The organism is Agathobaculum ammoniilyticum (genome assembly GCF_025567315.1).
GTDB classification, from domain to species: domain Bacteria; phylum Bacillota; class Clostridia; order Oscillospirales; family Butyricicoccaceae; genus Agathobaculum; species Agathobaculum ammoniilyticum.
In genome coordinates this window covers 1-19,951 of sequence record NZ_JAOQJE010000002.1, presented here as the reverse complement: position 1 = coordinate 19,951, position 19,951 = coordinate 1, and the positions used below count along the sequence as shown (strand labels likewise).

Below are 19,951 nucleotides of genomic sequence, written 5' to 3'. Positions count from 1 at the left end.
AAACCGTGTGGAAAAGGAGTAAAAAATCATGGGCATTCTAGAACGTTTCACCGACATTATCAAGGCAAACATCAACGACCTGCTCGATCGGGCGGAGGATCCGGCGAAAATGATCGACCAATACCTGCGCGACCTGACCGAGAACTTGGCCGAGGTAAAAAAGGAGACCGCGGGCGTGATGGCGCAGGAATCTCGCGCAAGGCGCATGGTGGAGGATAATCGGGTCGAGACCGAAAAATACGACGGTTTGGCGCGCAAGGCGCTGCAGGCTGGAAATGAGGGCGACGCGCGCGTGTTCCTCGCCAAAAAGCAGCGGCTTACTGAAAAGGCCGCCTCGCTGCAGGCGACCTATGACGCCGCGCACGAAAACGCACAGAAGATGCGCCAGATGCACGATAAGCTGGTCGAGGACATTGGCACGCTGAACGCCCGCCGCGAAATGATTAAGGCAAAGGTCGCGGTTGCCAAGACCCAGCAGAAGGTCAACGAGTTTTCCTCGTCCGCGGACAAGGCCGCGGGCGCGATGAGCGCGTTCGAGCGCATGGAGGCCAAGGCCGACGAGATGCTTGACCGTTCAAGCGCGATGGCCGAGCTGAACGGGCAGCCGAAGGACGAGGCCGCGGAGCTGGAAAAGAAATACGCCCAAGCGGGCGCTTCCTCCGCGGTAGACGAAGAGCTTGCCAGACTGAAAGCAGAGATGGGCCTGTAACCGGTCAGCCAGAGCAAAGGGGAGAGCGAAGCCGCTCTCCCCTTTTTATTGCGCCTGTTTCCGGTAGACACTGGGCGATATGCCGGTGTATTTTTTAAAAATATAGCTGAAATAGTGCGGCTCATTGTAGCCGATGGCGTAGGCGATGTCGGCGAGCCGCAGGTCGGTCTCGCGCAGCAGGCGTTTGCTCCGCTCGACGCGGAACCGCGTCAGGTATTCCACAAAGGTCTGTCCCATCTGCTGGGAAAATACCGTGCTGAAATGGTTGGGGCTGAAGCCCACCTCGGCCGCCACCGTGTTGAGCGAAAGGTCGTTGTCCGCAAAATGCCGGCGGATATAGTCCTTGGCGCGTTGCAGCTCCTCCCCGTACCGCACGCCCTGCTTGCGGTCGCGCTGCAGGATGACGGCCTCCACCAGCGAGCGGGCAAAGGCAAGCGTGTCCGGATAGGTCACAACAGCTTTCATCAGGGTATCGCTGTTTCCAGCGTCCCGCAGGATGGCGGGCTGCTCCGCGTCGATGCTCTGCAGCAGGCGCATGGAGGAAACGACCAGATCGGCCAGCAGGTAATACCGGTACAATAGGCTGGAGCCGTTTTCCTCACGCGCGGAGCCGAAGTGGTGCTCGAGCAGGAAATCGATATCCTCCTGCGACACGTGGCGCAACCGTTCCGCAAGCGGGACTGCTTCGGTGAAATCGAACTGGGGGAACAGGCCGTGTTCCAGATCAAGCGCGCTGAGGATTGAGCCGTGCGGCTGGCCGACCAGCCCGCCGAGCGAGCGCCTGGCATCCTGATAGGAGCGCGGCAGCTCGCTCAGCCGCGGCACGATCGAGCCGATGCCGGCGGAAAGGCTGGCGTTCATCATGCGTTCGGCCTCGTGCTTGAGCGCCTGCGCGGTTTCATAGGCGGTTTCAAGGAGTCCATCATTTTCTCCGGCCTTGAGCAGCAGGAGGAAGCCGTCCCCGCGGCCGCACCACAGGATATCCTCCCGTTCGTCGAGCATGCGGCCGAGCAGCAGGCAGAATTGGCGGCGCAGCAGACTTTCCGAAACATCCCCTGTATCCGAGCGGATGTCCAGGCAGCAGATCAGATATTGCCGCGCGGCGAGCGAAAGGCCGAGCTTTTCCGCCCGCGCCAGCGCGTCCGAGGCGGAAAAGACCTCATCCAGCAGCTCGTTGAGGAAATGGCTGACCATTACACCGCGTTTGCGCGCGGAGGCGTTTTCCGTATCCAGGCCGGTGAAATAGGAGGCGCGCTCCTCCTCGATCTTGCGCGCGGTCTTTTCCAGGCTTCCCAGAAGCTGCGGCATGGTGACCGGCTTGAGGATGTATTCATCCACGCCGAGCGAGACCGCCTTGCGCGCGTATTCAAATTCGTCGTGGCCGCTCAAAATGAGGATATGCACCCAAGGCATTTTCGCGCGGATCATTTCGCACAGCTCCAGGCCGTCCAGAAAGGGCATGCGGATATCGGTCAGCAGGATATCCGGCTTAAGCTCCTGGATCATGGGCAGGGCCAGCTCGCCATCCGAGGCTTCCCCGCAGATGGCGTATTGGTTTTCCGCGCTCTGCAGGAGTTCGCGGATGCCTTTGCGCACGACCTCCTCGTCGTCCACAATAAATAATTGATACATGGTGTTTCCTCCGTCAGTCCATACGGCAGGGGATGGTGAATGATATGGTCGTGCCGGACCGGTAGGCGCTTTGAATATCCAGGCCGGAGTTGTTGTAATAAAGGCGGATACGCTGGTTGACGTTGTACAGGCCGAAGCCGGCCTGCGGGCCGGCGTCCGAGGTCAGCGCCGCGCGCACCTCTGCCAGCCGCTCCGCGGGCATGCCGATGCCGGTATCCGACACTGAGAACGTCATGGTCTGGTCGGGATTGCGCCGGCCGGTGACAGTGATCAGGCCGCGCCCCCGCTTTTTCTTGATGCCGTGATAGATCGCGTTCTCCACAAGGGGCTGAAGCAACAGCTTGAGTATGGGACAGGGGGCGAGCGACGCCTCCACATCGATGCGGTACTGCATGATGCTTTCATAGCGCACGGCCTGTATTTTCAGATAGCTTTCCACATGGGACAGCTCCTGGCCGACAGTGATATAGTCGCTGCCGCCGCTCAGCGAGATACGGAAAAACTGGGTCAGCGCCATAGTGATATCCACGACCGCCTGATTTTCCTTCTGCTGTGCCAGCCAGACGATCGTATCCAGCGTGTTATAAATAAAATGCGGGGTGATCTGCGCCTGCAGGGTGCGCATTTCTGCTTTGCGCAGACTGCGCTGGTCCGCAATGCGGTTCTCGATCAGCTCGTCAAGCTGGTCGGCCATGGTGTTGAGGCTGCGGGTCAGGGTGTCCAGCTCGGATACGGAGGGCGGCGCGGCGCGCGCCTCCAGATTGCCCGCCGCGAGCTGGACCGACATGGCCTCCAGCCTGCCGATCGGCTCGCGGATGTCCCGCTGCACCGACCGGCAGGAATCCACCGCCGCCATGATGATCACCAGCAGCAGCAGTGCGGCGAGAAAGGTGATTGCGATCGAGCAGGAGCGCAACTGTCCGTTGATATCCGAGATCACGCCGATCTCAATGAAAATATACTCCTGTAGGACCGTGTGGAGCAGGTCGGACACGCTTCGGATCTCGCGCAGGATCTGCTCGTTGGAATACATGACCGAATGGCGGTAGGAGGGTGCGCCCAGCTCCTCCATATAGGAGGACATCGTATCCACGAGCCGCACGGCGGCCTCTACCTGCTGGCGGCTTTCATAGATTTCGGTTTCGTAAAGCAGGCGGTCCAGGCGGGTGGAGATCTCATCCATGATGTGCTCCTGCGCTCCTGCCTGGTAAGCCTGGTTTCCGGCAACGATATCCCAAAGCTCGCTTTCCAGGCGGGCGCCGGACAGATCGACGATGGCGCGCGCATCCGAGATATAGTTGATATGCTGGTGGTAACGCGCGGTCGTGGGAAGCAGGAACAGGAGCAGAAGTACGGTCGGCACGGACAGCAGGCCCACGATGAACAGATAAGAGGAATGCAGGCGGCGCTGAATGCTCTGCTGTTTTTTCATGGCCCGATCCCTCCGTTGACCAGCAGGGTCCCGGGGAGAAGCGTGTTCTCAGCGGGCGACCCGCCTTGTTCCAGCATCCAGACCAGATCGATGACCGTTGTGCCGAAATCGGTGAGGTCGCACTGGCCGAGCGCGTTGATTTTGCCATCGGAAAAGGCCTGCATCACGCTTTCCCCGCCGCCGAGGGAAAATATACGCACGTCGCTGCCCGGCCGCAGGCCGTTTGCCTCGAGCGCGTCGATCACGCCGAGCGTCATTCCATCGTTATAGGACAGCACGGTGTCGAATTCATATTCGTTGCGCAGCAGGGAGCGGATCAGCTCATAGGCGCGCGAGCGCATATAATCCCCGCCCACGCTGAAGCAGAGACGGTATTGGCTGCTTTGGGAAAGCGAATCCTGAAACCCGTCCGAGATATCGTGCGCCGCCGAGGAGGCTACCGTGCCGCCGAGCTGGACGAGCTGGAACCCGTCGCTGCCGCTCTGGCACAGCGTTGCCGCAAGCTGTCCGGACAGGGCGTAATAGTCGAAGCCGACATGGTAGACCTGACAGGCGCTATCCTGCGGGCCGCCCGCGGCGGATTGGGACAGACGCTCGTTAATCGTAATCAGCGGGATTTCAGCCTCTGCGGCTTCGGACAGGATGTATTCCCAGCCGTTTTCCATTACCGGGGAAAAGATGATGGCATTCGTCCGGTAAACCAGGAGCGTGCGGATCGCGTCGATCTGGTCGGCCTGCGTGCGCGCGGTCTGGATGGTGGTTACCTGGATATGGCTGCGGCGCGCGGCCTGCTGGATGCTGTCGTACATCTGCTGCTTCCAGTCGTCCTCGCAGTCGGTCAGCACAAGGCCGATCACAACGTCAGGCGTGGCCGTGCCGCGGCCGGAGGGCTGGAACAGGATCACGCTTTCCACCAGCAGCATGCCGGCGACAATCGCGGCGATCGCGAGCAGGAGCGGTTTTCTGACCGGCATGAGCATTCCTCCATTTCCGTCCGGCGCAGCGGATAAAACGCGCGGCCGCAACAGTATACCATAATAAAAAATCATATCGGAAACCGGAGGCTGTTGCAACTGGAAACAAATTCCGCATGGGTGCATTGTGTAGGAAAATGTTGTATATTTGCAAAAAATACGAAAAATAAATGGGGAATGTAGAAAAAATAATGCGGAAAATGGAGGAGGTACGAATTTTTCTGATATTTTTTTGTTAGTGGGGCGGGCTGCGAAAATTTCTCGTAAGTTTGTGCATTTCCATGCGGGGAACTGACCCTTATACTAAAACTGCGATCCGACAGGAGACGGAGAAGAAAGAGACAAGAGATAAGGAGGCAATATTATGAAAAAGAGAATGCTATCATTACTGAGCCTGCTGCTGGCGGGCATGCTGACCCTGACCGCCTGCGGTAACGGCGGCCAGACAACAGGCGGCCAGACCGATGAGGATATGGGTGACGCCCAGGCCGAAACCACGGATGTGGGCGAGGGCATGGTGGATACCTCGCAGTTCAAGAAGGACGGGCCGTATACCATTGGCTTTTCCAACATCTCGGTGGTCAACACGTTCCGCGTGCAGATGGTGCGCGAGCTGGAATACGCGGCCGAGCAGGCGGGCGTGACCCTGTATACGACGGACGCGGGCGGCGATACCTCCAAGCAGGTATCCGATATTCAGGACCTGATGGCGCGCGGCATCGATGCGCTGCTGGTCGCGCCGGGCTCCACGACCGCCACCAACGCGGTGACCAGGAAAGCGATCGACCAGGGCATACCGGTCATTGTCTTCAACTCCGAGGTAGAGGACGAGAGTGCGTTTACCGGCTATGTGGGTACGGACGCGATCGAGTTCGGCTATGTTATGGGCAAATGGCTGCTCAATGAGCTGGATGGCAAGGGCAACATCATCGTTCTGGACGGCACGGCCGGCGCGGGTGTTGGCGAGATGCGCCACCAAGGGCTGCAAAAAGCGCTGGACGAGCTGCCGGACGGCGGCAAGAACATCAATATCCTCGCCACCTATTATGCCGACTGGGCCTATGACAAGGGCAAGCAGGCGACCGAGCAGGCGCTCGCGGCCTATCCGGATATTGACGGCGTATGGTCGCAGGGCGGTGCCATGACGCAAGGCGCGATCGAAGCGTTCCAGGCGGCAGGACGCCCGCTGGTACCGATGACCGGCGAGGACAGCAACGGTTTCCTCAAGCTGTGGAAAGAAGCGCAGTCCGAAGGCTTCAAGTCCATCGCGGCGAGCGATGCCGCTTGGCAGGGCGAGGTCGCGCTTGAGGCCGCGCTCAAGGCGCTGGCCGGCGAGCCGATCGAAAAGTACAACTATATTCCGGTGCCGACGATTACCGACGCCGATATTGACCAGTATGTCCGGCCGGAATACTCGGATGCCTATTGGTGCAACACCAAGATGCCCAAGGAGGTAGCGGACCAGTACTATCTTGAGTGACTGACAGGAAGAGAGGGAATGGATTTGCGACAGACGGTTCTCGAAGCTAAGGACATCTGCAAATCGTTTTACGATAACCTGGTGCTTGATCATGTAAACTTTAGCTGTACGTCCGGCGAGATCCATACCCTCGTTGGGGAAAACGGTGCCGGAAAATCCACGCTGATGCGTATTTTTTCCGGCGTCTACCAGCCGACGTCGGGCGAGCTGTACCTGAACGGCAAGCCAGTCAAATTCACCGGCACGCTGCAGGCGCAGCAGGCGGGCGTCAGCATCATCCATCAGGAATTTAATCTGGTGCCGCACATGAGCATCGCGGAAAATATCTTTTTAGGGCGTCAACTGCGGAAAAAGGGTGGGAACCTTGATTTTCCAGCCATGCGGCGGCGTACAGAGGAGCTGTCCCGCATGATGCGCATGGAGCTGGAACCGGATGCGCCGGTGTGCAGCCTGACGGTGGCGCAGCAGCAGATGGTCGAGATCATGAAAGCGATCGAGCTGGATACCCAGATCATCATTATGGACGAGCCGACCGCGGCGCTCACGCCGGTAGAGGTAAGCTCGCTGTTCGCAGCCATGCGTCGGCTGCGGGACGAAGGACGGACGATCATTTACATATCCCACCGCCTAAACGAGGTGTTTGATATCTCGGACCGTATTACCGTGCTCAAGGACGGTGTTATGGCCGCGACCCTGCGCACGGAGGAGACGACAAAGGACGAGGTGGTTAGCCTGATGGTCGGCCGCAAGCTGGATAATATTTTCCCGCCGCGCGACGAGGCGGCGGCGGGAGAGGTACGGCTGCAGGCCGAAGGCCTGGTGATTGCGCCCGGCAAGGGGCCGGCAAGTTTTTCCGTCCGCGCGGGAGAGATACTCGGCGTGACCGGACTGGAGGGACAGGGACAGCGGGAGCTGCTGCGTGCGCTGTTTGGGCTGCACCGGCTGGCCGCGGGGAAAATCTTTATTGACGGGCAGGAGGTCCGTATCCGCAGCACCAGGGAGGCGATGGCGCACGGCGTCACCTTCCTGACCGATGACCGGAAGAACGAGGGCTTGTGCCTGGACCTGCCGATCTATCGCAACATCAGCCTGCCGGTATTCCGCAGGCTGAAGACCGGACCGTTCCTCACCGTGCAGGCGGAACGGCAGGAAACGCAGCGCTACATGGAGCTGATGAACATTAAGGCGGAAAGCTCGGCCAAGCTGGTGCGAAAGCTGTCCGGCGGCAACCAGCAGAAGGTATTGCTCGGGAAATGCCTGTCGCCCGCACCCAAGGTCCTTTTGGTGCATGAGCCCACGCGCGGCATCGACGTGGCGGCAAAGATCGAGATTTATACGCTGCTCAAAAAGCTGGCGCGCGAGGAACAGGTCGCAGTCGTGATGTTATCAAGCGACCTGATGGAGGTGCTCAATGTCAGCGACCGCATCCTGGTTGTTTACGGCGGCGGCATCAGCGGCGAGCTTGCAGCGGCGGACGCGACCGAGGAAAGCGTGATGCGCCTTGCGACGGGCGTGGCGAAGGAGGCGGCGGTATGAATCTGCGTGCGTTTATCAAAAGGCATGACAATCTGTTTATCGTTTACGCGATCCTGCTGGCCGTTGCGGTGGTGGGCGCGGTATCCTCTCCGCGCTTCCTGACCGGAATCAACCTCGGCAACATCATGGAGCAGGCGGTGGGGCTTGGCATCGTGGCGCTCGGCCAGGTGCTGACCATACTGCTGGCGGGCATTGACCTGTCGGTCGGCGCGGTGGTCAGCATGTCTACCGCGATCATGTCGCTGGAGCTGTCCGGCGGCGCGGCGGGTATCCTGCTCAATATCCTCCTTACGCTGGCCGCGGGCGCGCTGGTCGGTGTGTTCAACGGCTTCGGCATCGTGCGCCTGCGCATCCCGCCGTTTATCATGACGCTGTCCACCATGTGCATCGTCAACGGCGTCGCGCTCAAAATCCGGCCCGTACCGGGCGGGTCGATCCCCTATGAATTCATGGATCTGCTGTTCGGGCGGATCGGCATTTTCCCGCACGCGGTGCTGCTGTGGGCGGTGGCCGGCGCGCTGCTGGTCTGGCTGCTGGGCAGCCGCCGTCTGGGACGGAATCTGTATGCGGTCGGTGGCAACCCGACGACCGCCGCACTTTCCGGCATACCGGTCGGGCGGGTGCGCATGCAGGCGCATATCCTGTGCTCGGTCCTGGCGGCGGTGGGCGGCATTTGCGTCGCCGCGCGCATGGGCTCGGGCGACGCCACGCTGGGCGAGACCTACAGTATGGATTCCGTGACCGTGTGCGTACTGGGCGGCGTGAGCCTGTTCGGGGGCCAGGGCAATATCGTGGGCCTGTTGGCCTCGACCTTTATCCTGACCGGAATCAGCAATATCCTGAACATGGTCGGCGTCAGCTCGTATTATCAGTATGTTTTCAAGGGCTTAATCCTGCTGGTCACGGTGCTGGTATTCTCAATCAAGGATAAGCAGAAAGGGTGAGGGCGGTGCAAATGGAAAAAAGCATAAAATGGAAAGACCGCTTTGCCAGGCTGAACGTTCCCATCATTTTCTGGGGCCTGCTCCTGCTGGTGGTGATACTGGGCTTTGTGTCCCCGAACTCGGTCAAGCCGGCGCACCTGCTTGACTTTACCCGACAGGCGGCGCCGATGATCCTGGTCGCGATCGGCCAGACCATCGTTATGATGATCGGCGGGCTGGATCTGTCGGTCGCGGCAGTCATGGTGCTGATCGACGTGGTTGCCGCGCAGATGATGATGAACGACCCGTCCCGCGCCGTGCCGGTCGCGCTGTTATGCCTGTGCATCGGCATGGTGGTGGGTCTGGTCAACGGCTTCCTGTGCGCGGTCATGCATATGCCGAGCTTTGTGGTTACATTGGGCATGAGCACGCTGCTGCTGGGCGTGACGCTGCTGTACAGCGGCGGCTCGCCGAAAGGCTCGATTCCGGATAACTTCCGTTTTCTGGGTACCGGCTTTGCCGGAAAGATACCGATGGCCGCAATCGTCTGGCTGGTGATAGCGGCGGTGGTGATACTGGTCATGCGTTTCCTGCCGATCGGACGGTATATCATGGCGACCGGCGTCAATCCAATGGCAGTGTACCAGTCGGGCGTTGATCCAGTGCGGATACAATTGACCTGCTATGTGCTCTGCGGCCTGTTTGCCGCGCTTGCAGGGCTGCAGATATCCGCCTATATCGGCACCGCCAGCCTGCAGCTCGGCGAGGACTACCAGACGCGCTCGATCGCGGTCGCGCTGCTCGGCGGCGCGGCGTTCACCGGCGGCAAGGGCAGCATTTTCGGCACCATACTCGCCAGCCTGTTCATGGTGGTCATGTCCAGCCTGATCGCGGTACTCAACATGGACGCAGGGGACCAGAATATCATCCAAGGTGTAATCATCCTGGTGGGCCTGCTGCTCAGCGGAATGAAGAAAGACGACTAACCCCCTGCATAAAGGAGCAAAACAAATGAAAGGACTTGAATTTGCCATCATCCGGTATGGGTCGATCTGGAACGATCCGGCCTTTAACGTGGCGGTACCCAATCCGGCGACCGCGCACCAGCCGCGGACGGAGAGCGTGTTCTCCGAGTTTCCCGCGTCGTTTATCCTGATCCGCCATCCGGAGGCTGGCTATATCCTGTATGATGTTGGCGATTTCCCAGACGGGGAAGACGGCATCCCCCGTCCGGATTACTGGAAGGAATATTTCCAGCCCCGCATGGAACGGGAGGATTATGTCGATCGGATATTACCCAGGCACGGCATCGAGCTTTCGGATATTTCCTGTATTATTTTGTCCCATATGCATTATGACCACGCGGGCGGCATCAAGTTTTTCAAGGGTACCAAAGCAGCGCAGAACGTGTATGTACCCCGAGAGGATTTTGCGTATGCCTGCCTCTCCGCACTGACCAATGACGAGGAGCGGAAGACCACCTCCCCCTATTGGCGCAGCGTCGTCACCGCGGGCGGGATTACCTATCACCTGCTTGAGGAGGACGTCGAGCTGTTCCCAGGCGTCCGGCTGTTCCTGATGTCCGGACACACGCCGGCGGTTGCGGTGCTGCTGTTGGAGGCGGAAAACGGGAACTACCTGTTTCCGAACGACGCCTGCTCCTGCCGCCTCAATTACGGCCCGCCGACCAGGCCGACCACCATCCTGTACGACAGTCTGGGCTATGAAAAAAGCGTCAGACGCCTGCGCAGGCTCGAGCGGGAATACCAGGCTAAGCTGATTTTTTCGCATGATCTGGAGGAGGACCGCAGCTACCGCCATTTCCCATCATTTTACCGGTAAACGAACTTCTTTTCTTCTCTTTATACCAGTCCCTTGTCAGGACAAACGAAAGGCCGGATAAACCGGCCTTTCGTTTTGGGAAATAACAAACGCCGCCCAGCCTGCGCCGGGCGGCGTTGTTGTTCCGGTATAGCCGTCACTCAAGCTGCACCTGTGTGCGGATACTGCCGGTGACTGTGATGGGTTTGGTCGTTGTGGTATAGCCGCTGCAGGAGACCTGGATGACATAATTGTCGCGGCGGAGGCTGAACGAGGCAACGCCGTCCGCGCCGGTGGTGGCCGCCTTGCCGCCGATCGAAACGACCGCGCCCGACAGCATGGCGCCGTATTTGTTGGTGACGACAACCTGCACGTTTTCCAGTATCTCGCCGGTCATCTTGACCGTGCGGGAGGAGGATACGCTCGTTGTCTGCGAGATCGATTCGGTAAAGCGCTCATGCGCCGCGGTCAGCGTATAGGAGCCGCGCTTGACGTATACGGTGGCTTTGCCGTCCTCGTCTGTGGTGGCGGTCTGGGTGGCCGTGCCGGTGGCGGAGTCCGCAGGCGTAAAGGTGACGGACGCGCCCTCGATCGGCAGGCCGAGGTCGTCCACGACGCTCGCGGTCAGCGCATAGGTGGTGACATAGTTGACGCGGAGCGTGGGGTTCTGGCCGTTCGACATGACGAAGGTGAAATCCGCATAGGACGCGCCCTTTTCCGCAAATTCGGAAATCGCGGATTTGTTCAGCGTGACCTGGTTGCCGCTGACCTTATACTGCCAGTCCTCCTCCAGCTCCTTGTTATTGCAGCGGATCCTGCGCAGCTCCGCGCCGTTGGCGGGCGTCAGGGTGACGGCGATATCGCGGTAGCCGCCGGAGCTGGTGTTCGCGTCAAAATCGACCTCCTCCGGCGCGATCTTGTTGACCGGCTTGGAGTCCGTGATGGTCAGAGAGCAGGTGGTGGTCGAACCCTTGCTGGGTACGAAGCTGATGGTGTACGAACCCTTGCTCTTTTTGGCGAGCGTTTCGGCCATCAGCACCACCTGGCCGGTGGAGGTGTTGTAGGTGTAGTCCGTGCCGCGTTCGAGTACTGTGCTGCCGAGCTTGATGCTGCTGAGCGTCACGCCGGCCGGTGTGGAGACCGTGAGCGGCACATTGGCGTAGCCCGCGGATTCCTCGTATTTGTCAAACGTGATTTGCGAAGGGCTGACCGCCATCTGGCCGGAATTGCTCGTGATGATAGTGAGCGCGGCGGTCGAGCGGTCCGAGAACGTGAGCTTGGCCGTATAGGTGCCGGCCTCGAGCGTGGTGAGATAGGTCTTGTAAATGCGGATGCCGTTTTTATCGGTCAGCAGGTTGTAATCCTCGCCGAGCGTGAGCGTGTCGCCATCCACGGTGATGCGGACCAGGTCGTCCTTATCCGCGTTGAAGGTAAAGTCATAGGAATGGGCGATGGAATCCGCGTTGCCGGCGTCGAACGTCAGCGCGGCGGGGGAGATGGAAATGCTGTTGGAGGACTGCACGCTCTCTCCGGCGATGGTCGCGGTCACGCCGCTGGCCAGCTCGACAGTGGAGGGCTCCATCACCAGGTCGCACCCGCTGACGTTGAGCGCGGCCTTCTGTACCGAGCCGCCGCCGGTGAGCGTGACCTTGCCGTCCGCGGTCAGGCTGTCGATCGTGGTGCTGCCGGTCGTGAGGATGGTGCAGGCCTGCTTGACGTTGACGTCCCAGAGTGCGGCGTCCAGCGTCAGCGAAAGGTTTTCGCCGTTGACGTCCAGATCGGAGAGGCCGCCTGCGCTGATGCCCAGGCCGCTTTCATACAGCATGGCGTCCGACTGCACCTCAGTATGCGCGATGCTGGTGTTGCCCGAGCAGGTGACGGAGAGCGTCTGGTCGCAGGGGCTGGAAACGGTCAGGTCGAGCGCGGACACGCCGTTCAGCACGACCGAGCCGCCGGAGACGATGATCCTGCCCTCCACCGTGACATTCTGCAGGGTCACGCTTCCGGCACCAACCCCCTCGGTGATATAGAGGTTGCCGTCGATGGTTGCGTTGGACAGGGTGCAGGGCCGGGTGATGGAGACGTTGTCGGTAACGCTGTCCAGATCCGCGCCAGTGTAGCTGCCGCCCTCCTTATGCAGGGAGGTGCCGAGAAAATAATATAGGATCTTGGCGATCTCGCCGCGGGTGATGGTACCCTGCGGCTTAAAGGTGCCGTTGGGATAGCCGTTGATGTACTTGAGCGCGACCGCCTCGGCGACGTATGCGCGGGCATAGCTGCTTACCGCGGATTTGTCCGAAAACGTCATGTCGTCCGGATCGGCGTCCGGCGTATACTTGTGCAGGCGGCCCAGGATGGTTGCGGCCTGCTCGCGCGTAAGCGTACCCTGCGGGTCCATTTTGTTGTTGCCCACGCCGTTGATATAGCCGTAATAGACAGCGGTGGCGACGATGTCGTAATAAGCGGAGCCGGAGGGTACGTCGGTAAAGCTGATGGACGCTTTTTCGGTGAAGTCAAACGCTCGGTTGATATAGCGCATGAATTCCCAGCGGGCGATCGGCTGGTCCGGCGTGTACTGGCCGGACGAGGACGGGTTGATGATCTCCAGCTCGTGCAGCTCGGTCAGATAGGTTTTTGCCCAGTGGTTTTCGATATCGGACGCAGCAAGCGCGGCCGGCAGCATGCACAGCAGCATGGCGGCCGCCAGCACTGCGGATATCAGTCTTTTCACAGCGATCACCTCTTCGGTATTGTTATTCCTATTTTACCATTAAAAGAAATGTTTGTGTACTGTTATTTTTTGAAAACGCGGCCGAACCCTAAACAATGTAAAAATCATACATAAATGGAAGCATCTGCCCCTTAATCCATAATAAACCGACAAAATTCGACGAAATACGAATTTTTGTGATAAAATAAAATCCAATCAAAAAAGCGGAAAGGGGATTTATCAAGATGGACATGTCACCTGTTATGGGTATGCCGCATATTTATGAGGAGGACGGTTACATCCACTTCATGCTGCGTCCTGAGGACCTGATGCGGCTGCGCTATTCGGAGGAGGCCAAAACCTCTTTCGTGGATTTTATGGACCAGTGGCTCGACCAGATGAAAACGCAGGTCCGCGAAAACACGATGGACGGCTACCGCTACGCGTTTGAAAAGCACATCCGGCCGTTCTTCACCGCGCGCGGCACCACGCTCGCCACCGCGCGGCCGATGGATTTCCAGGACTTTGTCAACCTGAAGTTTTCGCAGGGCCTATCGCCGACCTCGATCGTCAAATTCCACTCCATCATGCACAAGTGCCTGAAATACGCGGTCGCGCTGCAGATCATCCCGCTCAACCCGTCGGACAACGTGATGCTGCCCAAGCGCTACAAATACCGTGGGCAGGTATACAGCCGCACGCAGATCAACGTATTCCTGGCCGCAGCGCTGCACTCGCCGGCCGAGGCGGCGTTCGTGCTGGCGGCCACCTACGGCCTGCGCCGCAGCGAATGCGCGGGCCTGCGCTGGAGCGCGATCGACCTGCGCGCCCGCACTATGGTCATCAACCATACGGCGGTGCAGTCGGGCGGGCGGGTCATTTACGCGGACAGCGTCAAGACCAAGTCCAGCTACCGCACCCTGCCGCTTTCCGACTCACTCAAGCGCTATCTGAGCGACCTGCGCCGCCGCCAGAACGAAAACCGCAAGCGGTACGGCAAAAAATACTGCAAGACCGACTATGTCTGCTGCCATGAGGACGGTTCGCCCCTCCGGCCGGACTATATTTCGCGCGAATTCGAGCGGGTATGCCGTAAGGCGGCGCTGCCGCGCATCCGCTTCCACGACCTGCGCCATTCGGTTGCGACCATCCTGCTCCAGCAGGGCTTTTCGCTCAAGCAGATCCAGGAATGGCTGGGCCACGCGGATATCGCGACCACGGCGAACGTTTACGCGCATGTTCCCTATGTGGAGAAGATCTCGATCGCCAAGGGCGCGACGCCCGCGATCGTGCTGCAGTAAAGCGTAAAAAGCGGCCTTATGGCCGCTTTTTACGTTTGCTTTATGCGAATGCGCGGTACAGGAAGGTGACGATCTGGCCGCGGGTGCAGGTATCGGACGGGGAGAATGTGGTATCGCTGGTGCCGGTGGTGACGCCCTGCTCAACCGCCCAAGCCACCGCGTCCGCATAGTAGTCCGGAACGTCGGTGAAAGCGGCGGGCGCGGCCGATTCCGGCTTGCCGTCCATTTTCCACATGAAGTCCACCGCATCCGCGCGGGTGCAGGAATAGTCCGGATCAAAGCCGATTCCGGTGGTCATATCCTGCTCATTTGCCCACTGCGTAGCCTTGAAATAATAGCTGTCCTTCGAAACGTCGGCAAAATATCCCGCCATGCTTTCCGGTTCGGGCGAACCCGCCGCGCGCCACAGGAAAGTGATGATCTGGCCGCGGGTGCAAAGCTCCTCGGGCGAGAAGGTGGTGTCGCTGGTGCCGGTGGTGATGCCCTGCTCAACAGCCCAGGCAACTGCGTCCGCGTAGTAGGCGCCGCTCTTTACGTCGGAAAAGCCGGTATCGGTTTCCGTGTCCTGTGCGGGCTGGGTCGTGGAGCCGCCCTGCTCCACGGCGCGGAAAGCGGTTCGCTGCTCGCCGGCATACGCACCGCCGTTGTCCTGGACACACATCACTGTCTTGCCGGTTTCCAGCGCAAGCGTATTGATGTGGAGATCAAATGTGGTGATCCAGCCCCTTGTTGCATCATAGGTGCTGACACAGAAGCCGCGCGGCGCATCCACCGTCAGCACCGTGCCGGCAGGAACGAGAAGCACGGTAAACTCGTCTCCCCCAATAACGTCCTGCACGGTTTCCGTGCCGATGATCGGCTGGGACAGCGTGTACTGCCAGCCGTGGATATCGGTCAGCGTGGTGTCCCCAGCCTGTGCGGCAAACGCCGGAACGGTTAACCCCATGCACAGAGACACGGCCAGAATCAGGGAAAGCAAACATTTTTTCACAAAAAACCCTCCTCTTTTTCTCAGAGAAGGGCCTTTCCGGCTCCCTCTCTGGATGAAACCGGTATGCCCGCCGTGGCGGACCTCCTTTATAAAAAAGGTAGCACAATACGGGCCGGATTGCAAGCTTATTTCCCGCGGAACGCAAAAAACCGCTGCCCAAGGTAGTTGAAGCCGGTAAACAGGCACATGCCCGCGAACATGGAGACGTTGTCCCGCACGCCCGCGGCCACGCCGGACAGGAGTGCGCGGCACAGCGGCTTGGCGATGCCGTAGGCCAAAAGATAGCATGCCGCGATGTTGAGCGCGAAGCGGACGATCTCCCCCGCGCTCCTTTCGCTGCTCTGGAAGGTAAAGTATTTATTGAGGAAAAAGCTCAGGATGCTGGTCAGCAGGTAATTGGCCGCGCTTGACACCCAGTAGGAGCAGTGGGCAAGGTTGTACAGCCCGAACATGATCGCCGTGCCGACCAGCGTGTTGACCACGCCCACAATCAGGAATCTGGCGAGCTTTTGGTCAATAATGCCGGACAGCCTGCTCATTTGATGCCTTCCTCCGTTTCGCGCACCAGATAGATCGGCCGTCGCTTGGTTTCCAGATAGGTTTTGGAGAGGTACTGACCGAGGATGCCGATGCACAGAAGCTGCACGCCGCCGAGGAACAGAATGACACATATCATGCTCGGCCAGCCGCCGACCGGATCGCCGAACGCCAGCGTCTTGACCAGCACCACCAGGATGAACACGAACGCGATCAGGCACAGCAGCACGCCCAGCACGGATGCGAGCGCGAGCGGCACGGTCGAGAAAGCCACGATCCCCTCCAGCGAATAGCGGAACAGCTTCCAGAACGACCACTTGGTTTCGCCGGCCACACGCTCGACGTTGACGAACGGGATCCATTTGGTGCGGAAGCCCACCCAGCCGAATATTCCCTTGGAAAAACGGTTGTACTCGCGCATGGACAGGATCGCGTCCACCACGGCGCGCCGCATCAGGCGGTAATCGCGCGCGCCGTCCACGATGTCCGCGTCGGATATTTTATGGATCAGCCGGTAAAACAGGCGCGCGAAAAACGACCGGATGGGAGGCTCGCCTGCGCGGGTGGTGCGGCGGGTGGCGGCGCAGTCGTAGCCCTCCTCGGTGACCGCGCGATACAGCTCGGGCAGCAGGGCGGGCGGGTCCTGCAGGTCCGCGTCCATCAGGGCGACGTAATCGCCCGTCGCGGCCTCCAGACCGGCGAGCATGCCGGCCTCCTTACCGAAATTGCGTGAAAACGATACGAACCGCACGCGTCTGTCCGCCGCGGCAAGGCGGCGCAGCACGGACAGGGTATTATCGCGCGAACCGTCGTCGATGAATACGAATTCAAAATCGATCCCTGACATTTCCCCGGCAACACGGGTTGCCTCCTGATAGAACAGGGGCAGCGCCTCCTCCTCGTTATAGCAGGGGACCACGATCGAGATTATGGGCATGGCTTTTCTCCTCTCTGAAGCGGTCAAAGGCAGGCACTACGTTGGAGCCGCGAAAGACCGCGCGGATGGGGCAGTGGAGCCTTATACTCTGGAATTATTTTAATCCCTTGCCATATCGATGTAAAGAAAAAACGGCCGCATTGCAACAAACCTGTAACATTATACCCGCTTATGTCACGATTGTTACACTTTTCCGCCTGCTATTGTGAGAAATGGGAGGAAACGCTATAATTTAATTACGATAATATCCAAGGATGGAAATGACTATGCTCAAAAAAACAATTTCCGCCCTGTTTGTGGCGTGTATCATGGTGATAGGAGCCGCGGCGGCGGGCACGATCTTCCCCGTGACCCGCACGGATATCGACGGCGTGAGCCGATCCGGCTATCTGGACGAAGAGGGCAGGACCGTACTCTCGTTCGCCTATGCGCAGGCGGGCGAGTTCGCGGACTGCGGCCTGGCCGCGGTCGAGGATGAAAAGTGGCAGACCGCGGTGATCGATCGGGAGGGGAGACTGGTCATCCCTTATACCGCGTCGCCGGTGTCGGTCGATTTTTCCGAAGATATGGTGGCGTACCGCTACGCCGACCACAGCGTTTACTACACCCTGCAGGGGGAGCTGGTCGGCTCCTACGCGGGCGCGTTGGATTTCTTTTCGGATGGCCTGCTGCTCTGCAAAAGCCCGGCCTCCGGCCTGTATTCCTACGTCAGGCAGGATGGTACGGCGGCCTTTGAAGGGGAATACAGCGACGCAGGCGTTTTCCTGAACGGCCGCGCGCTGGTGCGCACGACCGATGGCGCCTACCTTGCCATCGACACGCAGGGGCAGACCCTTTACACGCTGGAGCATCATATCACCCCGTCCTATATGACCATTTTCGGCACAGATACGGTTGTGCTTTCCGACGGGACCAATCAGGCGCTGTATTCTCTGGAAAGAGGCAGCTATATCACGGATTTCCTGTATAACACGATCTCGGAATTCCACGGTGGCGTCGCCATGGTCCGCCAGGCCAACCGTTGGGGGCTGATGGACACCACAGGCAAGCTGCTCACCCCGCCGACCTACTATTACCTGTCCTATATGGGGGACGGGCTGTACGCGGCGCGTAGCGAGGACGGCTCGGCCGCGGCGGTGGACGCCAACGGCAACATCGCCTACCGCACGCTTAGCTATGTCGGCGGCTTTGATGAGCTGCGCTACGGCCTGGCATGGCACGGGACCTCGGACGGGAGCCTGATCTTTTTCAAAAAGAACGGCGGCTATTTCGCCAGCCTGAAGAATGCGGAAAATCCGACGCTGCTCAGCGAGAACGTGGTGCGCGTCACGCAGGACGGAAAGCAGAAGTATGTTAACCTTTCCGACGGGCGGACGCTGTTCGAGCAGCCGACCTCGTTCGATCTCGGCAAGGGCATCACGGCGACCACCGTGCATTACGAGCGCTTTTTCGGCTATCAGGCGGATGGGAGCGAATATGGCTGGAACGTGGATTTTCCGGAGATCTCCGGTCTGCCGGATGCCGATGTGCAGAAGAAGATCAATGAGGCCATCCGCAAATTTTTCCTGGAAGGTCCCTCAGTGTCGGCGGAGTATGAGGCGCTCGAAGGCGGTTACGGCGCGTCGCTGGAGGGTTCCGTGCTGGTGGTTTGGGCGAACTGCGTCAGCGGAAAGGGCGCGGGCTCGTCAGTCTGGAACAATAACCTGGCGTTTGATATCCGCACGGGCGAGCAGTATGGGCTGAACGATCTTCTTTCGAGCGGCTATGTGGAAACGGTCAAGGCGCTCCTGCCGGATACGCACGCGTTTTACCTGTACAGCTTCCCGCGCATGAGCACAAAGGGCGTGACCTATTATTATAATGAATATGAGAGCGAAACGCGCCGCGCCTATACCGAGAGTTACCTGCTCACATTCGAGCAGCTGCAGGAGGCGGTCGATCAGTCGGGCGAATGCTACCAGGCGCTGAAAACGCCGTTTATTCGCGAGACCAGCCTGACCGGCTTCCGTGACGTTCCCAACAGCCATTGGGCCGCGGAGTATATTCAGCAGGTCAAGCAGGACGGCGTTATGCAGGGCGACGCGGACGGGCTGTTCCGGCCGGACGACCTGCTCACAGGCGCAGAGCTGTGTGCGACCATCGCGCGGAGCGCGGCGCTCGAGACGCCGGATACGGTGCTGGAGGGCGTCAGCGCGGACGCTTGGTATGCAAAGGATGTCAGCGCGATGCAGGCCGCAGGCCTGCTGGATGGTCTGGAGCTTGACTTTACCGCCCTGATCAGCCGAGAGGAGGCCATGCAGGTGTTCGCGAACCTGCTTGTCGGTAAAGGTAGCGCGCTGCCGGACGAGGCGGAAACGGACGAGCTCCTGTCGTCCATTTCCGACCAGGAGACGATCACACCGGAGTACCGTGCCGCCGTGGCGTTGTGCATGCAAAAGGGACTGGTCAAGGGCTATGCGGACGGTACGCTGCAGCCGGCGGGTAATTTTACCCGCGCGGAATTTGCCAAGCTGCTGACGATGCTCTGAATAAAAGGTGAATAAAGCAGCCTTTCTGCCGTGGATACTGACGCGGCAGGAGGGCTGTCTTTTTGTAAAAAAGCGGCCGGAAACTGCGGGAGGAGGAGAAAAAAGCTTTTCCTGTTTTCAGGGGAACGGCGAAAAAGCGTTTTTTTCGATTTGTTGCAAAATAGAAGATATTTGGCCGAAAACGGGGCGATTAAGGGGAAAATCAGGAACAGGCCCGCCATCAGAAAAAGGTTCTCGCACTGGTACTGGCGTTCGCATGCGCGTTCACCATGTTTGCCGGTGCGGCGTTCACGGACGAGGCGGACATTAAGGCCACCGACGCCGTGAACATGCTGACGGCGCTGGGAGTAATCGAGGGCGACCCCGATGGCTCCTTCCGTCCGGACGCAACCGTTACCCGTGCGGAAATGGCGAAGATGATCTTCGTTGTCCGCAACAAC

The 19,951-nt window shown here is 59.5% G+C and carries 16 protein-coding genes; 9 read left to right on the top strand and 7 right to left on the bottom strand.

The genetic code is table 11. The features are described 5' to 3' along the window. Positions 1 to 28 precede the first annotated feature (28 nt). Positions 29 to 709, top strand: coding sequence for a PspA/IM30 family protein (locus OCV66_RS02600; protein ID WP_054326628.1), 681 nt, complete (start codon positions 29 to 31; stop codon positions 707 to 709). A 45-nt stretch (positions 710 to 754) separates the two neighbouring features. Here the strand turns inward: OCV66_RS02600 and OCV66_RS02595 are convergent, their stop codons facing one another. Genes OCV66_RS02595 through OCV66_RS02585 form a run of 3 tightly spaced genes read right to left on the bottom strand, consistent with a single transcriptional unit; the run spans position 755 to position 4,747 of the window. Continuing rightward, positions 755 to 2,341: a response regulator gene (locus OCV66_RS02595; protein ID WP_054326629.1), complete on the bottom strand. Its 1,587-nt coding sequence runs from the start codon at positions 2,339 to 2,341 to the stop codon at positions 755 to 757. A gap of 13 nt (positions 2,342 to 2,354) precedes the next feature. Further along, complete coding sequence (locus tag OCV66_RS02590; protein ID WP_107631331.1) at positions 2,355 to 3,773, bottom strand: sensor histidine kinase; 1,419 nt, start codon at positions 3,771 to 3,773, stop codon at positions 2,355 to 2,357. Then, positions 3,770 to 4,747 carry a substrate-binding domain-containing protein gene (locus OCV66_RS02585; RefSeq protein ID WP_054326631.1) on the bottom strand — a complete coding sequence of 326 codons (978 nt, stop codon included), beginning with the start codon at positions 4,745 to 4,747 and terminating at the stop codon, positions 3,770 to 3,772. The genes OCV66_RS02590 and OCV66_RS02585 overlap by 4 nt, the downstream gene beginning before the upstream one ends. 364 nt (positions 4,748 to 5,111) lie before the next feature. On the opposite strand from OCV66_RS02585, the gene OCV66_RS02580 reads away from it, so the two are divergent. Genes OCV66_RS02580 through OCV66_RS02560 form a run of 5 tightly spaced genes read left to right on the top strand, consistent with a single transcriptional unit; the run spans position 5,112 to position 10,528 of the window. Beyond that, entirely contained in the window at positions 5,112 to 6,227 is a 1,116-nt protein-coding gene (locus tag OCV66_RS02580) for an ABC transporter substrate-binding protein (protein ID WP_054326632.1), read from the top strand. Between the two features lie 18 nt (positions 6,228 to 6,245). Next, positions 6,246 to 7,763 (top strand): sugar ABC transporter ATP-binding protein, encoded by a 1,518-nt coding sequence (locus tag OCV66_RS02575; RefSeq protein ID WP_147573747.1) that lies wholly within the window; start codon positions 6,246 to 6,248, stop codon positions 7,761 to 7,763. Beyond that, positions 7,760 to 8,707 carry an ABC transporter permease gene (locus tag OCV66_RS02570; protein ID WP_054326634.1) on the top strand — a complete coding sequence of 316 codons (948 nt, stop codon included), beginning with the start codon at positions 7,760 to 7,762 and terminating at the stop codon, positions 8,705 to 8,707. The genes OCV66_RS02575 and OCV66_RS02570 overlap by 4 nt, the downstream gene beginning before the upstream one ends. Positions 8,708 to 8,718: 11 nt before the next feature. Next, positions 8,719 to 9,672, top strand: a complete 954-nt coding sequence (locus OCV66_RS02565; protein WP_107631328.1) for an ABC transporter permease — start codon at positions 8,719 to 8,721, stop codon at positions 9,670 to 9,672. Between the two features lie 25 nt (positions 9,673 to 9,697). Beyond that, positions 9,698 to 10,528 (top strand): MBL fold metallo-hydrolase, encoded by an 831-nt coding sequence (locus tag OCV66_RS02560; RefSeq protein ID WP_107631327.1) that lies wholly within the window; start codon positions 9,698 to 9,700, stop codon positions 10,526 to 10,528. A gap of 136 nt (positions 10,529 to 10,664) precedes the next feature. On the opposite strand, the gene OCV66_RS02555 is transcribed toward OCV66_RS02560, so the two are convergent. Continuing rightward, positions 10,665 to 13,238 carry a X2-like carbohydrate binding domain-containing protein gene (locus OCV66_RS02555; RefSeq protein ID WP_107631326.1) on the bottom strand — a complete coding sequence of 858 codons (2,574 nt, stop codon included), beginning with the start codon at positions 13,236 to 13,238 and terminating at the stop codon, positions 10,665 to 10,667. Between the two features lie 224 nt (positions 13,239 to 13,462). Between OCV66_RS02555 and OCV66_RS02550 the strand changes: the two genes are divergently transcribed. Beyond that, on the top strand, positions 13,463 to 14,518 hold the full coding sequence (locus OCV66_RS02550; protein WP_147573746.1) for a tyrosine-type recombinase/integrase: 1,056 nt from the start codon (positions 13,463 to 13,465) through the stop codon (positions 14,516 to 14,518). A 40-nt stretch (positions 14,519 to 14,558) separates the two neighbouring features. Here OCV66_RS02550 and OCV66_RS02545 read toward each other — a convergent pair whose 3' ends face one another. The 3 genes from OCV66_RS02545 to OCV66_RS02535 form a co-directional block, all read right to left on the bottom strand. Beyond that, on the bottom strand, positions 14,559 to 15,509 hold the full coding sequence (locus OCV66_RS02545; RefSeq protein WP_147573745.1) for an S-layer homology domain-containing protein: 951 nt from the start codon (positions 15,507 to 15,509) through the stop codon (positions 14,559 to 14,561). 125 nt (positions 15,510 to 15,634) lie between these two features. Next, positions 15,635 to 16,048, bottom strand: coding sequence for a GtrA family protein (locus tag OCV66_RS02540; protein WP_054326640.1), 414 nt, complete (start codon positions 16,046 to 16,048; stop codon positions 15,635 to 15,637). After that, positions 16,045 to 16,983 carry a glycosyltransferase family 2 protein gene (locus OCV66_RS02535; RefSeq protein WP_054326641.1) on the bottom strand — a complete coding sequence of 313 codons (939 nt, stop codon included), beginning with the start codon at positions 16,981 to 16,983 and terminating at the stop codon, positions 16,045 to 16,047. Before OCV66_RS02535 ends, OCV66_RS02540 begins: the two co-directional genes overlap by 4 nt. A 266-nt stretch (positions 16,984 to 17,249) precedes the next feature. Here OCV66_RS02535 and OCV66_RS02530 point away from each other — a divergent pair, with 266 nt between their 5' ends. Both OCV66_RS02530 and OCV66_RS15595 read left to right on the top strand, forming a co-directional pair. Further along, positions 17,250 to 19,511 (top strand): S-layer homology domain-containing protein, encoded by a 2,262-nt coding sequence (locus tag OCV66_RS02530; RefSeq protein WP_262563661.1) that lies wholly within the window; start codon positions 17,250 to 17,252, stop codon positions 19,509 to 19,511. Positions 19,512 to 19,780: 269 nt separating this feature from the next. Further along, positions 19,781 to 19,951, top strand: a 171-nt coding sequence (locus tag OCV66_RS15595; protein ID WP_147573743.1) for an S-layer homology domain-containing protein, incomplete at its 3' end; no start/stop codon positions are given.

What these genes read in the sequence shown, in the direction of transcription:
- OCV66_RS02550 (WP_147573746.1), top strand. Translation starts at nt 13,463, where the DNA reads ATGGACATGTCACCTGTTATGGGTATGCCGCATATTTATGAGGAGGAC.
- OCV66_RS02575 (WP_147573747.1), top strand. Translation starts at nt 6,246, where the DNA reads ATGGATTTGCGACAGACGGTTCTCGAAGCTAAGGACATCTGCAAATCG.
- OCV66_RS02595 (WP_054326629.1), bottom strand. Translation starts at nt 2,341, where the DNA reads ATGTATCAATTATTTATTGTGGACGACGAGGAGGTCGTGCGCAAAGGC.
- OCV66_RS02540 (WP_054326640.1), bottom strand. Translation starts at nt 16,048, where the DNA reads ATGAGCAGGCTGTCCGGCATTATTGACCAAAAGCTCGCCAGATTCCTG.
- OCV66_RS02560 (WP_107631327.1), top strand. Translation starts at nt 9,698, where the DNA reads ATGAAAGGACTTGAATTTGCCATCATCCGGTATGGGTCGATCTGGAAC.
- OCV66_RS02600 (WP_054326628.1), top strand. Translation starts at nt 29, where the DNA reads ATGGGCATTCTAGAACGTTTCACCGACATTATCAAGGCAAACATCAAC.
- OCV66_RS02565 (WP_107631328.1), top strand. Translation starts at nt 8,719, where the DNA reads ATGGAAAAAAGCATAAAATGGAAAGACCGCTTTGCCAGGCTGAACGTT.
- OCV66_RS02570 (WP_054326634.1), top strand. Translation starts at nt 7,760, where the DNA reads ATGAATCTGCGTGCGTTTATCAAAAGGCATGACAATCTGTTTATCGTT.
- OCV66_RS02530 (WP_262563661.1), top strand. Translation starts at nt 17,250, where the DNA reads ATGCTCAAAAAAACAATTTCCGCCCTGTTTGTGGCGTGTATCATGGTG.
- OCV66_RS02580 (WP_054326632.1), top strand. Translation starts at nt 5,112, where the DNA reads ATGAAAAAGAGAATGCTATCATTACTGAGCCTGCTGCTGGCGGGCATG.
- OCV66_RS02585 (WP_054326631.1), bottom strand. Translation starts at nt 4,747, where the DNA reads ATGCCGGTCAGAAAACCGCTCCTGCTCGCGATCGCCGCGATTGTCGCC.
- OCV66_RS02590 (WP_107631331.1), bottom strand. Translation starts at nt 3,773, where the DNA reads ATGAAAAAACAGCAGAGCATTCAGCGCCGCCTGCATTCCTCTTATCTG.
- OCV66_RS02535 (WP_054326641.1), bottom strand. Translation starts at nt 16,983, where the DNA reads ATGCCCATAATCTCGATCGTGGTCCCCTGCTATAACGAGGAGGAGGCG.